Source organism: Psychrobacter sp. H7-1 (assembly GCF_904846585.1).
Taxonomy (GTDB): Bacteria; Pseudomonadota; Gammaproteobacteria; order Pseudomonadales; family Moraxellaceae; genus Psychrobacter; species Psychrobacter raelei.
In genome coordinates this window covers 81,157-96,103 of sequence record NZ_CAJHBH010000001.1, presented here as the reverse complement: position 1 = coordinate 96,103, position 14,947 = coordinate 81,157, and the positions used below count along the sequence as shown (strand labels likewise).

General features: G+C 44.2%; 12 protein-coding genes. 6 read left to right on the top strand and 6 right to left on the bottom strand.

Translation table 11 applies throughout. From position 1 onward, the window contains the following. Window positions 1–101 precede the first annotated feature (101 nt). The 3 genes from secF to yajC all read right to left on the bottom strand — a co-directional run bounded on the left by secF (window position 102) and on the right by yajC (window position 3,789). The gene (secF, locus tag JMX92_RS00440; RefSeq protein WP_011960210.1) at window positions 102–1,298 is read right to left on the bottom strand and encodes a protein translocase subunit SecF; all 1,197 of its coding nucleotides are present in this window, start codon (window positions 1,296–1,298) and stop codon (window positions 102–104) included. A 9-nt stretch (window positions 1,299–1,307) separates the two neighbouring features. Next, entirely contained in the window at window positions 1,308–3,185 is a 1,878-nt protein-coding gene (secD, locus tag JMX92_RS00435) for a protein translocase subunit SecD (RefSeq protein ID WP_011960211.1), read from the bottom strand. Window positions 3,186–3,456: 271 nt separating this feature from the next. After that, window positions 3,457–3,789: a preprotein translocase subunit YajC gene (gene yajC / locus JMX92_RS00430; RefSeq protein WP_011960212.1), complete on the bottom strand. Its 333-nt coding sequence runs from the start codon at window positions 3,787–3,789 to the stop codon at window positions 3,457–3,459. A 394-nt stretch (window positions 3,790–4,183) separates the two neighbouring features. Here yajC and JMX92_RS00425 point away from each other — a divergent pair, with 394 nt between their 5' ends. From JMX92_RS00425 to JMX92_RS00410, 4 genes are all read left to right on the top strand, one after another. Beyond that, the gene (locus JMX92_RS00425; protein WP_201543267.1) at window positions 4,184–4,558 is read left to right on the top strand and encodes a lipopolysaccharide assembly protein LapA domain-containing protein; all 375 of its coding nucleotides are present in this window, start codon (window positions 4,184–4,186) and stop codon (window positions 4,556–4,558) included. A 258-nt stretch (window positions 4,559–4,816) separates the two neighbouring features. Continuing rightward, window positions 4,817–5,530 carry an orotidine-5'-phosphate decarboxylase gene (pyrF, locus tag JMX92_RS00420; RefSeq protein ID WP_201543330.1) on the top strand — a complete coding sequence of 238 codons (714 nt, stop codon included), beginning with the start codon at window positions 4,817–4,819 and terminating at the stop codon, window positions 5,528–5,530. Next, window positions 5,527–6,321 (top strand): metallophosphoesterase, encoded by a 795-nt coding sequence (locus JMX92_RS00415; RefSeq protein WP_201543265.1) that lies wholly within the window; start codon window positions 5,527–5,529, stop codon window positions 6,319–6,321. The genes pyrF and JMX92_RS00415 overlap by 4 nt, the downstream gene beginning before the upstream one ends. 12 nt (window positions 6,322–6,333) lie before the next feature. Continuing rightward, a complete protein-coding gene (locus tag JMX92_RS00410; protein WP_201543263.1) occupies window positions 6,334–7,185 on the top strand; it encodes a histidine phosphatase family protein in 852 nt (283 codons plus the stop codon). Between the two features lie 111 nt (window positions 7,186–7,296). On the opposite strand, the gene rpsT is transcribed toward JMX92_RS00410, so the two are convergent. The 3 genes from rpsT to ppsA all read right to left on the bottom strand — a co-directional run bounded on the left by rpsT (window position 7,297) and on the right by ppsA (window position 11,522). Next, window positions 7,297–7,563, bottom strand: a complete 267-nt coding sequence (rpsT, locus tag JMX92_RS00405; RefSeq protein WP_011960217.1) for a 30S ribosomal protein S20 — start codon at window positions 7,561–7,563, stop codon at window positions 7,297–7,299. A 488-nt stretch (window positions 7,564–8,051) separates the two neighbouring features. After that, window positions 8,052–8,882: an RDD family protein gene (locus JMX92_RS00400; protein WP_201543261.1), complete on the bottom strand. Its 831-nt coding sequence runs from the start codon at window positions 8,880–8,882 to the stop codon at window positions 8,052–8,054. Between the two features lie 252 nt (window positions 8,883–9,134). Then, a complete protein-coding gene (ppsA, locus tag JMX92_RS00395; protein ID WP_011960219.1) occupies window positions 9,135–11,522 on the bottom strand; it encodes a phosphoenolpyruvate synthase in 2,388 nt (795 codons plus the stop codon). Between the two features lie 533 nt (window positions 11,523–12,055). Between ppsA and JMX92_RS00390 the strand changes: the two genes are divergently transcribed. Together JMX92_RS00390 and sthA are read left to right on the top strand one after the other, a co-directional pair. Next, a complete protein-coding gene (locus JMX92_RS00390) occupies window positions 12,056–12,955 on the top strand; it encodes a pyruvate, water dikinase regulatory protein (protein ID WP_011960220.1) in 900 nt (299 codons plus the stop codon). 178 nt (window positions 12,956–13,133) lie between these two features. Then, window positions 13,134–14,774: a Si-specific NAD(P)(+) transhydrogenase gene (gene sthA / locus JMX92_RS00385; protein WP_011960221.1), complete on the top strand. Its 1,641-nt coding sequence runs from the start codon at window positions 13,134–13,136 to the stop codon at window positions 14,772–14,774. The last annotated feature ends 173 nt before the right edge of the window (window positions 14,775–14,947 follow it).

The following is a 14,947-nucleotide window of genomic DNA, read 5'->3' as shown; positions in this document are numbered from 1 at the left end:
TGTTAGGTGGGGCTAGTATCTCTTGGCAAAGATATTAACTCAAGAAGCAAGCTGTAACTTTAGTTAGCAAAGCTTCTTGAGTGATCTCCATAGACTTTATCTTAGTCTTCAAAAGCCTTAGGGTCGTTGAAGCTGACCACTTCTTCTTGGAATTCAGGCTTAACTTTTACGACGAAGTCATCACGCGATAAGCCTAAGGCTAACGGGATTGAGCTTGAGATGTACGTAGAAGAATAAGTACCTGCAATCAGACCGATGAAGAAGGCGAAGGAGAACCAGTATAGGCCGGCACCGCCTAAGAACAGCATCGCCAATACCACAACCAATACCGTAGATACGGTCATAATAGTACGGCGTAAGGTCTCTGTGAGCGATAAATCAATGATTTGCCTTGGACTGGCATCACGCACCCGTCTGAAGTTCTCACGGATACGGTCAAACACAACAATGGTATCGTTCAATGAGTAACCGATTAACGCCAAGATGGCGGCTAATACAGTCAAGTCAAATGGAAACTGAAATAACGCAAACACCCCTAAAGTAACAACGGCATCATGCACTAGGGCCAATAAAGCGCCCACAGCCAACTTGAACTGGAAGCGAACCGCAACGTACAGCATCATCATGCCCAATGCTGTGACGATGGCAATGAGTGAGCTAAGATATACCTCGCTGCCCACCTGACTACCAATGATGTTTACATTGCTAATTTCAGCATTGTTACCTGGTAAATCCAATGCTTTACCTAAGCTTTCATTAAGGCCAGCCACGTTATCTGACTGAGGGGGTAGACGTACCAAAAGCTCAGTAGTACCACCAAGATACTGTACGACAGCATCATCAAATCCAGATTTCTCTAGAGACTGAATGACCTCAGTCTGCTCTACTGGATTTTCATATTTGACATCTGCTGAGACACCACCGGTGAAGTCTAGCCCTAAATTCAAACCATTAATGAACAGCGCACCGATACTGATCAAAACCATCAGAATTGAAAAAATAGCCATCGGCTTTTCAAGCTTCATGAAGGGGATGATGCGCTTAGAACCTACCGCTTTAATGCCCCCTTCGGCTAAAGCGGCTTCATCTTCATAGACGTCTGCATCAAAGCCATTGCTGGCTGCTAAATCTTGAGAGGTGGTTAAGTCTGTAGACTCTGACACCGCACTGCGATTTGAGCTGTTATTTTTACCATCACGGCGAGGGCCACGTCTGCGGCGACGACCGCCTTCAATATAGTCAGGATGTGAGCCGCCTGGCGTGTTGTTCGGTTGGTCGTTTTGATTGTTATTAGACATTATTCTCTCCTAGCCTATGCTCAATTTATCGACAGATTTACGATTGCCATAAATCAGGTGAACCAAAGCACGTGTCACGATAATGGCTGTGAATAGCGAGCTTAAAATACCAATCGCTAGGGTAATTGCGAACCCTTTGATTGGACCAGAACCAATTGAGAATAAGATAATAGCGACCAATAACGTGGTGATGTTACCATCAAAAATACTGCTAAAGGCGCGGTCAAAACCGGCAACAATAGCAGATTTTGGCCTTACGCCCTCGGCAATCTCTTCGCGTATACGCTCAAAGATAAGCACGTTGGCATCCACCGCCATACCAATGGTCAATACGATACCAGCAATACCAGGTAGGGTTAAAGACGCCCCTAAGATAGACAATACCGCAATCATAATAATAAGGTTAAAGGCCAGAGCAATATTGGCAATCACCCCAAACAGACGATAGAACAAGATCATAAATAAGAAGACCAGTAAGTAACCAATCTTAGTTGAGAACAAGCCATCATCGATGTTTTGTTGACCCAGTGACGGACCAATGGTGCGCTCTTCTACGAAGTACATTGGCGCAGCCAGAGCACCAGAGCGAAGCAATAATGCCAGCTCAGCGGCCTCAGCATTACTGTTTAAGCCAGTAATACGGAATGAGGAGCCCAGCACCGCTTGAATATTGGCTTGGCTAATGATTTTGGTCTCAGCGTAGGGGGTACGCGTCTCAATGGTCTCGCCAGTGTTTGGATCTTTGCTGTAGGCGATTTTTTGTTTGTTTTCAATAAACAGTACAGCCATCTGCTTGCCAACAGCGCTCTTAGTGGCATTTTGCATCAGCTTACCACCAGCGGTATCTAGGGTAATATTTACCTCAGGTGCCCCATTTTCATCTAGACCAGAGGTGGCGCCTTGGACTTTTTCACCCGTTAAGATGGGCTGACGGTTTAGCAAAGATGGTGGGCCATCAAGTGTCATGTAAGGAAAGGCTTCGGTGCCTGCAGGAGGAATGCCACCTGCATAAGTGGTGTTCTCATCAGCAACTAAGCGAAACTCTAAGTTTGCGGTACGACCTAACACACGCTTGGCTTCAGCGGTGTCTTGGACACCTGGCAATTCAACCACAATACGGTTGCTGCCTTGCGACTGAACCAACGCTTCTGATACCCCAAGCTCAGCGATACGGTTACGTAGTGTGGTTAAGTTTTGACCCACTGCGTATTCATTAATCTCTTTTAAAGTTGCCTCATTATAATTCAGGCGCAGTGCAGGACCTTGATCATCCATCAATGCCTGCATGTCAAACTGGGCACCATGGTCACGCTGGATAATGCGCTGTGCTTTGTCACGCAGATCAACATCTTTAAAATGCAGTACTAAGCCTTGCTCCACCACGTTAATACCTTTGGCGGCCACACGCTCAGCACGTAAGCTGCTGCGCACATCATTACTGGTGGTTTTTAGACGCTGCTCTAAGGCTTTGTTCATATCGACTTCAAGAACAAAGCGCACACCACCACGTAAGTCTAGCCCAAGCTTTAATGGCTTGGCACCGATACTGCGCAGCCATTCTGGGGTGGTTTGAGCCAGGTTTAAAGCCACAACATAGTCATTACCAAGTTGTTGGCGCAGTACTTCTTGAGCTTTTCGTTGCTCTGCCCCGTTTTCTACACGTAACAAAGCACTGTTACCTGAGAAGGTGGGATCATGATAGGCGATACCCGCTTCATCAAGCAGTTGAGTGGATTGGGTTAGCACCTCTTCAGTCAGCTCGGTACCTGCTGAGGCACTGGTTACTTGAACCGCAGGTTCGTCAGGATATAAATTCGGCAGAGCATAAAGCCCAGCGATGACGAGCACGGTGACGATTAAGAAATATTTCCAGGCAGGGTAATGCATAGTAGCTTCTTCACTTGAGGGAAGGGAAACAGTAGAGTGCTATAGGCAGTCTTTAACAGATAAGATACGTATAAAACGAGGTGATAAGCGCTATTGTTAAAGCAATCAAATTGGGCTTATAACACTGAACTATAGTTATCGCGAGTGACGCACTCTAATTCATTTAACTAAAACATATAATCCAAAAACCCCTCCCATTTTGCCGTCAAACCAGTGATGGTTTAGGGGCATGGGGTTGGTTTTTGGATTAATTAACGGTCATAATAAACTGTTATTGCAAGCCATCAATTGTGCCATTTGGCAAAACTGAGATGACAGAAGCACGTTGTATCATTACGTCGTTTCTATCGTTTAGGCTAACTACCGCGTAGTCGCCTTCAATAGATTTGATTTTGCCCATTAAGCCGCCAGCGAAGATAACTTCGTTGCCAACAGCCAACGAGTCCACCATATTGCGGTGCTCTTTGGCGCGTTTTGACTGAGGCCTGATCACCAAAAAGTAAAAAATTGCGAAAATGGCTAATGGGAAAATCCATTGCATAATCATAGCAGGGCCACCGGCCGCTTCTGGAGCCGCGTGGGCCGCTTGAATAAATAAACTCATCTTACTTCCTTAAAATTCAATAAATAACAGGGATTAGCTGTCGGCGGCAAGGCCTACGTTAAGGCAGGTCACCGACCTAAGATTGCGCATAATCTGACAGACAATTTATGCCGCCCTTCCTGTTATTGGTATATAGGGCTATAGTTGTCATAATTTAACACGCATAGTACCAAAAAAATGGCCTATTGATAACTATTACTTGTAATACAGCACGTTAATCCGTGTGATTCGGTCATTTTTCACAAAAAAACAGATTATGGCATAAAATGAATGCTAGCGGCATGCGCTTATAAAGCGCTATAATCGCATTTATTAGCGTATTTAATAAGTCAATGTCTATAATAAATGCGCCCTATTTTACTCTTTTTCTAAATTTGATTATTTTGAGGTCACTATGCGTTTTGTCTTAATTGTTTTATTATTTTTGATTTTTGGCTATTCTTTGGGTCTGGTATTGGTCAACGGTAGCGAAGTGGCAGTAAATTTACTGTTTACTCAAGCGCCAGCCATGAACTTAGGTCTGTTATTAATTTTGTGTCTGTTCTTAGGTGTCGTGATCGGCATGCTATTGGCTTTATTACTGTTTAAAGTACTACAAAACAAGTGGGAAATTGGCCGTTTGAGTAAAGAGAACAAGCGCTTACAAGAAGAGCTGGCTCAGTCAACCATCGAGATAGAGCGTCTATCAACTGTTAAGACTGCCGATCAGACCATCTATGTTGACTCACAAGCGGGCGTAGATACCGTGGATACGACCGTTATTAGATAAGATAAGATGTTATAGCGATTAAAAAACGGCCTCAGGGTCGTTTTTTTTGGCCGAGTGGTTGAGTGACGGGTCATAACAATCGATTAACATGAAAACTAAGTGGTCAACTGTGGATTAATTTAGCGCTTTGCAGGCGCATCCTATATACTATTTATTTGCTCAAGCTTATCTGCTAAAGCGATTTAATCAGCTCATTTTATTATTTATGATACATGCTTAGGAGGCAATGTGACCCAACTTCAGCAGTCCAAGTCAATTCTGCAAAACAAACCACAATTAACCCGGCCCAATTCGCCTATTATTGTGGCGTTAGATAAAGCCTCTTTGAATGAAGCCTTGGCTTTGGCCGATCAGCTGGATCCTAAGTATTGCCGCGTAAAAGTGGGTAAAGAGCTGTTTACACGCTGTGGACCTCAAATTATCGATGAGTTACATCAACGAGGCTTTGAGGTGTTTTTGGATCTAAAATTCCATGACATTCCCAATACCACAGCACAAGCGGTATTGGCAGCAGCAGATATGGGGGTATGGATGGTCAATGTACATGCCAGTGCTGGTCTTGAAGCGATGCAGACGGCCAAAGAGCGCTTGGTAAACGGTGGCCATGAGACGTTATTGATTGCAGTGACAGTATTGACCTCTATGACTGAGGTGGGGCTGCGTCAGCTGGGGATCGATGTGCCGGTCAATGAGCAAGTTGAGCGTTTGGCGCTGCTGACTAAAGAGGCGGGACTTGATGGGGTAGTGTGCTCCGCTCAAGAGGCCAGTCGTCTCAAACAGCTTTGTGGGAGGGATTTTCAATTGGTGACCCCAGGCATCCGTACCCTTGAGGATGCAGCCGATGACCAAAAACGTATTTGTACCCCAGAGCAGGCTATGAAAAACGGCTCAGATTATCTGGTTATAGGCCGCTCTATCACCCACGCTGATAATCCCACCCAAAAGATGTCACAAATTCTTGATACGTTATGAAACTACAACTATTAAGTGATCTTCATATCGACAGTTATGCCAAACGGGATAAGCCGCTGGGCCATATCCCAAAGACAGCAGCCGATATTATCTTGGTAGCCGGAGATACCGCCAACAGTGATAAGGGGATGGCTTGGCTACAGCAGCAAGCCATGCTCAACGAAACGCCTGTGGTGACCATTGCCGGAAATCATGAATATTTCTCAGAAGACATTTTGTGCTTCGATCAGCAGCTGGCTCAGTGGGATACTTTTGACAGTAACCGCATGAGTGGGCTAAAAGTACTACAGTGTGATCAGATTGATATCCAAGATGTGCGTATCTTAGGCTGTAATTTGTGGACCGACTATCAGTTTGGTGCCACCGAAGAGACGCGAGAGGTCGTCATGTCATTTATGCGAGACTACCGGCAAATTTACGCAGGCGAACAGTTATTCTCGCCTGAGATTTCGGTGCAGATTCATGCTCAGCACCGCGCTTGGCTCAAGCAGGCTTTAATAGAGGCACACAGTGAGCACAAGAAGGTAGTGGTCATGATCCATCACAGTGTCACCCCCAGATCGGTATCACAGCGGTACGCAGGTATGCCAAGCAATGCTGCATTTGTCAGTGACTTAAGTGCTTGGATGCACAAGCCATGGGCTCCTAAGCTATGGCTACATGGTCATACGCATGAGGCTTTTGACTATATAGAAGGCAATACTCGAGTGATTGTGAATCCCCGTGCTTATCCTGGTGAGGTGAGTAGTACTCAATTAGAGTTTGACTGGTCAAAAATGGTGGAGGTTTGATACGGCGAAATTATGACAAATAATTCAACAGATAAAATCACAAGCCATGACGTTCGTTTGGATAACAAGTCCATACAGCCGGAGTTTGGTTCTGCCAAGCTTAACACAGGCGATTTAACACTCACTGACAATACCCCCAGTCTACATAAGACAGCGCCGGCGCCTGCGCATCTGCCACCGAGTATGATGCATTCGGTTAAGCATTTGCCGCATAATAATGAGCGGCTGATTTTATTCACCCGTCATTCTTTAAGAGAGCGCTCAAATGGTCAGGGCTTTGCCAGCTATGACTTACCGTTAACCCCGCAAGGCCGAGTGCTGGCCAAGTCATGGGGGCGCTGGCTGGCAGAGTCTTTACCGTACTCTTTAGATACGCATAGTATTGCCAGTCCCATTTGGCGCTGTGTAGATACTGCCAAATTGATGCAAGAGGGGGCGGGGGTGAGTCAGCCCATTGCTCATGAGCCGCTATTGGTCGAGCCTGGTAGTTTGGTGGTTGATGCTAAGCTTGCCAATGCGGTGTTTAAAGAGATTGGTGCTTTAGAGTTTATCAATGCTTTTTTACAAAATAGCTTGCCAAGTACTAAGCCTGCCAATAAAGGGGCTTTAGATTTATTATCTGTACTGTATCAATCGCAGCCGCAGCCGGGACACTTGTCGCTGGCGGTCAGTCATGATACTTTGCTCGCGGCGTTTTTGGGCGTTATGACCCAAAGCACAGGCATTACTTGGGATGATTGGCCTAAGATGATGGAGGGGATGTTCTTGTGGTTTGATGATAAGCCGTTTGAGCAGGCGACTGCCAACTTTATTTGGCGTGGTGAGAGATTTGAAGTACCCACACAGCGTTTAATATTGCCTTAGTCTGCCAGTCATTTAAAGATTTATGGCTAAATTTGAAGTCTGTATCTGACAAAAAAGAGCCCCTAACTTCATAAAAAGTTAGGGGCTCTTTTTTGGGTTATATCAAATCAATTAAGCTTTAAGTGCTTTGATTGCTTTGTTATAACGGCTCTTATGACGAGCAGCTTTGTTCTTATGGATAACACCTTTGTCAGCCATACGATCAATAACAGGTACTGCTTTGTTATAAGCGGCAGTAGCGGCATCATAGTCACCAGCTAAGATAGCGGCATCTACTTTTTTGATGTAAGTACGGATCATTGAACGCTGTGATGCAGCGTGCTGACGACGAGTGTTGTTTTGACGAACGCGTTTACGAGCTTGTGCTGAGTTAGCCACGGATGTCTCCTTGGTAGAGTTTAATTACTAAAATTAGGACTCAGTAATAATTACTGATGAATATAAAAATCAATAGTTTATAGCAAAAACTAATTGACGCAAAATTCTATTTGTAAAATAACACAAAACTTATCAATTAATGCCATTAAGCAAGCTTAGGGCAGGGCAATGGTAAGCTTTCCTATTTTAGCCATCATGGATCTGAGACTATCCATTGACTAGCAAATAGTTGTTGACACAAAATAGCTGGTTATCAGAGCAGCCCATCTAATAACGTGATATTTAAGTCTAAAGGGTTGTGAGTAATCACTTATCTTAGCTTAAATCTAAGCGGCCGTTGTGTCATTTACACCAAATTGGAATATTATATTTGTGTGTAAATTAAAGCCGCCAATTTTAACAAATTTGGCAGCTTAATACAATATAAACTCAAGAAATGAGCGGCTTTTGGGGCATATTAATAGCACCAAAGGCCTATAGCGAGATTATTATTTTTCTAACTGCTTAGGATCGGCTTTAACCACTCTGGTTTTGGCAATCCTATCGTGAATACTGCGGCGCTCTTTATTTATAGTCATCACCACAAAATCAGCCAATAAAATCATAGGGCCTACCATGGGTAGAATATACAGTGCTGACGTAATGACGCTGCGCATTAAAATAACCTGAGTCGCTGAAGCCAGTTTTTTTGACTGCTCATCAACAATACGAATACCATTCACCAATTTACCAATGGTCTGCCCACGTCTTAGTAATAAGATCAGCTGAATGGCAAACAGCGCCAAAAACATAATCGAGGTCATTGAGCTTAAATGCTCAGGAACCGATTGCGCCAATTGGGTCATTTTTTCCATGTCGCCATTGGTGGCGGTAATTTTTGCAAAATCATAATTTAAGCCTGACAAAAAGGGTAAGTAGCAGGCCAAAAATAATAAAGCGTCGAGCAGTACCGCAAAAACTCGGCTGCTAATGCTGGCCAGCTGTGTGGGCGCGGCCATGCTGGCGGTCTGTTTTTTTAGACTAACTGGCTTATTGATATTAAAAGGCTTATTGCCTGAGGGCGATGTAGTCGAATGAGACTCTTTTTTGCCATAAAGCTCAGCCACAGATACTCGCTTTGGCGGTACTGAGCTTATGCTGCCATTTGGGTTGTAGTGATTTTTGCCTTGGGTCATTTCACCAACTTGCTGCCACTGTTCCATACCGGCATGCCACATCAGATCACTTAAGTCTACCTGACCGGTGGCAAGCATATTATTGAGCTCTGTGAGCGTGTAAGGACCCGCCTGAACTTGGTTTCTTGCTAGATAAATCTGCATTGATATAACAACCTTTTGTAAAATCAAAACCACTACTTAAGACAAAATTCATTAAAACAGTTAAATTAAAGTGTTTAAGCTATTTTTATCCCTATAGTTTTTATAGTTGGGTGTAGCGCGGTGGCTTTCAATCTTATTTATTATATTAAATGAAAACGACCACAATAATCAATAAAACTTGATAATTGTGGTCGCCGGATTAGAGGCTAAAGATTAACCTCTAAGCTGTCTGCTTTTCAGCGCTGTGCCTAATTAGCCATTTTGTTTGGCATTGGCATCATCGGCTAAGAACATCCAAGTGTCTAGGACTGAGTCTGGGTTTAATGATACAGAGTTGATACCTTGCTCCATTAACCAGTAAGCTAGATCTGGGTGATCTGATGGGCCTTGACCACAGATACCGACATATTTACCTTGCTTACGGCATTCTGCAATGGCCATTGACAGTAGTTTTTTCACCGCAGCATCACGCTCATCAAATAGATGAGAGACGATACCTGAGTCACGGTCTAGACCTAAGGTTAACTGAGTTAAGTCGTTAGAGCCGATTGAGAAGCCATCGAAATGCTCTAAGAATTCTTCAGCCAATAGGGCGTTGGTAGGTAGCTCACACATCATGATAAGCTCTAGGCCATTTTCACCACGTTTTAGACCGTTGGCGGCTAAGATTTCAACCACTTGACGCGCCTCATCAGTAGTACGTACGAATGGGATCATGATTTTAACGTTGGTTAAACCCATTTCATCACGCACACGCTTTAATGCACGGCATTCAAGATCGAAGCAGTCACGGAAGTTCTCAGACACATAGCGGCTAGCACCACGGAAACCAAGCATTGGGTTTTCTTCTGATGGCTCATACAGCTTACCACCGATTAAGTTGGCATATTCGTTTGACTTGAAGTCAGACATACGAACGATAACAGGCTGGTTTCTAAAGGCCACGGCTAGCGTTGAGATACCCTCAACCAATTTGTCTACATAGAAATCTACAGGAGAGGCATAGCCTGAGATGCGCTCTTTAATGGCTTGCGACACTTCACGTGGTAGCGTGTTCATGTTCAATAGCGCTTTTGGATGCACACCAATCATACGGTTGATGATGAACTCTAGACGCGCTAGGCCCACACCTGCGTTTGGAATTTGAGCAAATGAGAAAGCACGGTCAGGGTTGCCCACGTTCATCATAATCTTAAATGGAAGCTCTGGCATAGAGTCGATAGAGCTGCTCTTCACCTCAAAGTCTAATAGACCTTCATAGATAAATCCGGTGTCACCCTCAGCACACGACGCAGTCACTTCTTGGCCATCGGTCAATACTTCAGTGGCATTACCACAGCCAACGATAGCAGGTACACCTAATTCACGAGCAATAATCGCTGCGTGACAGGTACGACCACCACGGTTGGTGATGATGGCAGAAGCACGCTTCATAACAGGTTCCCAATCTGGATCTGTCATGTCAGATACCAGCACGTCACCGACTTGTACTTTGTCCATTTCATGGATGCTGTTTACCACACGTACTTTACCTGAGCCTACGCGCTGACCGATCGAGCGACCTTCGCATAAGATTTTAGCGTCTTTGCTTTGTACCAAGTAGCGTTCCATGACGTTGCGGTCTTGGCGACTCTTAACGGTTTCTGGACGTGCTTGAACGATAAATAGCTTGCCTGAATCACCGTCTTTGGCCCACTCGATGTCCATTGGTTGACCGTAATGTTTTTCGATAACCAATGCTTGTTTGGCAAGTTCAGTCAGCTCTTCTGTCGTTAGTGAGAACTGGTTGCGATCTTCTTTTTCTACTTCGATGGTTTTTACTGAACGGGTAGTGCTGCCTTCATCGCCATACACCATTTTTTGATGTTTGCTGCCTAGGTTACGGCGGATAACAGCAGGCTTACCCTCTTTTAATAGCGCTTTTGATAGGTAGAATTCGTCTGGGTTAACCGCACCCTGTACCACCATTTCACCTAGACCATAGCTTGAGGTGATAAATACCACTTCATCAAAGCCGCTTTCGGTATCTAGAGTAAACATAACGCCGGCCGCGCCAGTTTCTGAGCGAACCATACGCTGGATACCCGCTGATAGGGCAACACCTGCGTGCTCAAAACCTTGGTGAACACGGTAAGCGATAGCGCGGTCATTATAAAGTGATGAGAACACCTCTTTAATAGCGATCAGAACGTTTTCGATACCACGGATGTTTAGATAGGTCTCTTGTTGACCGGCAAATGAGGCATCTGGCAAGTCTTCTGCTGTGGCAGATGAGCGAACAGCAACCGCAATGTCTTGGCCTTCGCTCATCACTTCAAAAGCGTCACGAATTTCTTGCTCTAGTGACTTAGGTAGCTCTTGTTCGATAATCCAGTTACGAATTTTTTCACCGGTTTCGGTCAATTTTTTGACATCATCAACGTCTAGGCTTTTAAGCTCATTGTTGATTTTGTCTAACAGACCTGTCTCGATCAAAAAGCTATTGAAAGCCGCTGCAGTAGTAGCAAAGCCGCCAGGAACACTCACACCTAAATCTGATAAGTGGCTAATCATTTCGCCTAAAGAGGCGTTTTTACCGCCGACTGTGTCGACGTCGTTTTTGCCTAGCTTGTCAAGGGTAATAACTTGCGGTGCTGTCATGATAACTCCAGGAAATAAGGTTATTTTTTTAAATTATAACGTTATTTAAAAAAATTGTGTAGGGTCAGTGCGCTGTGAGATTGGGCGTAGTCAACACTCTGACGGGTTACGGTAGTAGATTTGGGAATACTATAGCATTTAAGTTAATTGAGAGTCTATGTTACCCAGTTGTATCAAGGCTGAATTATGCCGTTTTTAGCCTTTAATAGCATAGCTTATAATGCAATTAAAATACAGATATTTATTTTAGAAATGATATCTTTTTGGTTGTTTTTTGAACAGTTTTGAGCTTCAAGGCAGTTGCTATGGCTATTCTATGGCTATCAAAAATAAGGGCATTTAGCACACGGCCTAAATAAAGCCTAAAAAAGACAGACGCGGTAATTGTCAAAATTAACTTAAATAGATTGCGATAAATCAGGTTAAGTTATTACATACTCAAAACTTATTACACACTCAAAACACCGATAATTTGATAAGATGCGCTTAGTTTATAAAATTTGGTTTTTAACGCTCTGCTGCTAAGGAATTTTATGGAAAATCTACTCAATACTCTGTCGGTAAAACCCACCATCCAAAATCGTAGTGCACTGGCTGTCGATGACAAGCCGCAAGTGATTCGGGTGGCCTTTTTTATCTCAGATGGTACCGCCATTACGGCAGAGACCTTAGGCCGCTCTATCTTAAGCCAGTTCGCCAGTGTGCCTTTTGAGACGCGAGTTATTCCTTATGTGGACACCATTGAGACAGCAGAGGCGGCGGTAAAACACATCAATGAAGCCTATCAGTCTACCGGTATTCTGCCTTTGGTGTTTGATACCATTGTAGATCCTGATATTCGTGCGGTGGTGAATTCTGCTCAGGCTTGTAATCTTGATATGTATGAGGGATTAATTGGCCGTATTACTGATGAGATAGGGGTAGAGCCAGACGGTCATTCAGGCCACGCCCATGATAATGTGGACTCAGAAACCTACAAATCTCGTATTGATGCGGTACATTTTGCACTAGATAATGATGATGGCGCTCGCACCCGTCATTATGATATGGCCGATATCATTCTAATCGGGGTATCTCGATCTGGCAAAACGCCCACCTCTTTATACTTAGCCTTACAGTTTGGTATTCGTGCCGCTAACTATCCGCTGACCGAAGATGATTTGTTTGATAACCAGCTGCCCAAAGCGCTACAGCCGCACCGTGGTAAATTGTTTGGTCTGATTATTGATACTGAGCGTCTTCAAAAGATTCGACAAGAGCGCAGAGCCGGTAGTCGTTACGCCAGTTATAAACAGTGTGAAGAGGAGCAGCGGGCAATTCAGGCAATTTATATGACCCAAAATATTCCCAGCCTAAATGTCTCTGAGATGTCGGTCGAGGAGATTGCTACCCGTATTTTACAAATTACCGGATTAAAGCGCCGTATTGGATAAGGCTACTTTACCATGACCTAAGGGTCAGTATTTGTTATAATGGCGCCAGTTTTTATTGGGCATTTTCACAGGCTCTAAAATAGCCAATATCAAAAAGTGATTCCGAAAAAAACATTTTGTGCCACTGAGCGATTGCCGTACCCACTGCAGCCAGAACTATAATACCAAAGAGGATGATATGTCTAAAAAACGTAAAGGTGATGAAACCAGCGATATTAACGATGACAAACAAAGCACTCAAACAGCGGCTAATGAGATTGGCAGTGCTGCACCTAGTGTGTTATCAGAAGTCAAAAAAACGCCTGTCAAAGCCAGTGACAGCTCGTTAGAGGACACCTTGTTTCATCCAAACCTCATCAGTCCATTAGATAACGATCGCATTCGTATCAATTCTGGGTTCACTCGTGACTCTGAGCGCCTAAAAAATGACAATCATGAGTATGAATATGATGCTGTCGTTGTTGGCGCAGGTCCTGCTGGGGAAGCAGCGGCCATGAAGCTTGCCAAATCTGGCAAAAAAGTTGTGGTAGTCGATGCCCGTAGTCAAGTCGGTGGTAACTCAGCCCATGTGGGGACCATCCCCAGTAAGGCGCTACGTCAGTCTGTGTTCAACTTAATTAACTATCGCCGTGACCCTTTATTCTCTCAAGGCTTAGACTATTATCAGGTACCTTTAAATAAGGTGCTGACCAAAGCGCGTAAAGTCGTGCGTAATCAAGTAGACACGCATACCCGTTTTTATGAGCGCAATCAGATTGAAGTGCGTCATGGCTGGGCAAGCTTTGTAGACAATCACACCTTGCATATCGAATTAGGTGACGGCTTAGGTTTTGAAACCATCACGTTTAACAAAGCCATTATCACAGTCGGTAGCCGTCCGTATCGTCCAGACTTATTAGATTTCGATCATCCACGCGTGTTTGACTCTGACAAAATCTTGCAAATGGATTATGTGGTCAAAAAAATCATCATCTATGGTGCTGGCGTGATTGGCTGTGAATATGCTTCTATCTTCACCGGTCTTGGCTATAAGGTGGACTTAATCAATAACCACGACTCGTTGCTAAGCTATCTGGATAAAGAGATTAGCGATGCTTTATCGCATGACTTCCGTCAGTTTGGGGTATTGGTTCGCAATAACGAAGAGATTGAAAAGCTTGAGACCTATGACGACTGCGTTATTTTATATCTAAAAAGTGGTAAAAAAATCAAATCAGATGCCATTTTGTGGTCGAATGGTCGTTCAGGCAATACAGAAAGCCTAAACTTAGAGGGCATTGGCCTAAAAGCCAACAGCCGAGGCCAGCTCAAAGTCGATGACACTTATCGTACTGAGGTTGAGAACATCTATGCTGCCGGTGATGTTATTGGCTGGCCATCACTGGCTTCTGCCGCTTATGACCAAGGCCGCTGTGCAGCTGCCTTCATGGTGGGTGATGAAGATGCTGAGCCGGTATCTAGCGTACCTACTGGTATTTATACCATCCCTGAGATTTCAAGTATCGGTAAAACTGAGCAAGAATTGACCGATGAGAAAGTACCTTATGAAGTGGGTCAGGCTTTCTTTAAGCATTTGGCACGTGCCCAAATCATCGGTGAGCGTTCAGGCGTACTAAAAATCTTATTCCACCGCGAAACCTTAGAGATTTTGGGTATCCACTGCTATGGCAATCATGCCTCTGAGATTATTCACATTGGTCAAGCCGTTATGAAATGTGGTCACAATCTAGAGTACTTTGTGAATACCACCTTTAACTATCCCACCATGGCAGAAGCGTACCGTGTGGCTGCGTTAAATGGTCTAAACCGCGTATTTTAATCTAAGTGGTTCAGTGTTTAACTACCATAAAAAAGGAGACTGCTTGGCAGTCTCTTTTTTATAGGTGCAATTACAGTTGCAACTTGTCAGCGGTTGGTGTTGAATAGTTGGATAAATACGACTGATGTTGAGGTAAACGTATGCCTCATATAAATCACAACAAATAAGGACAT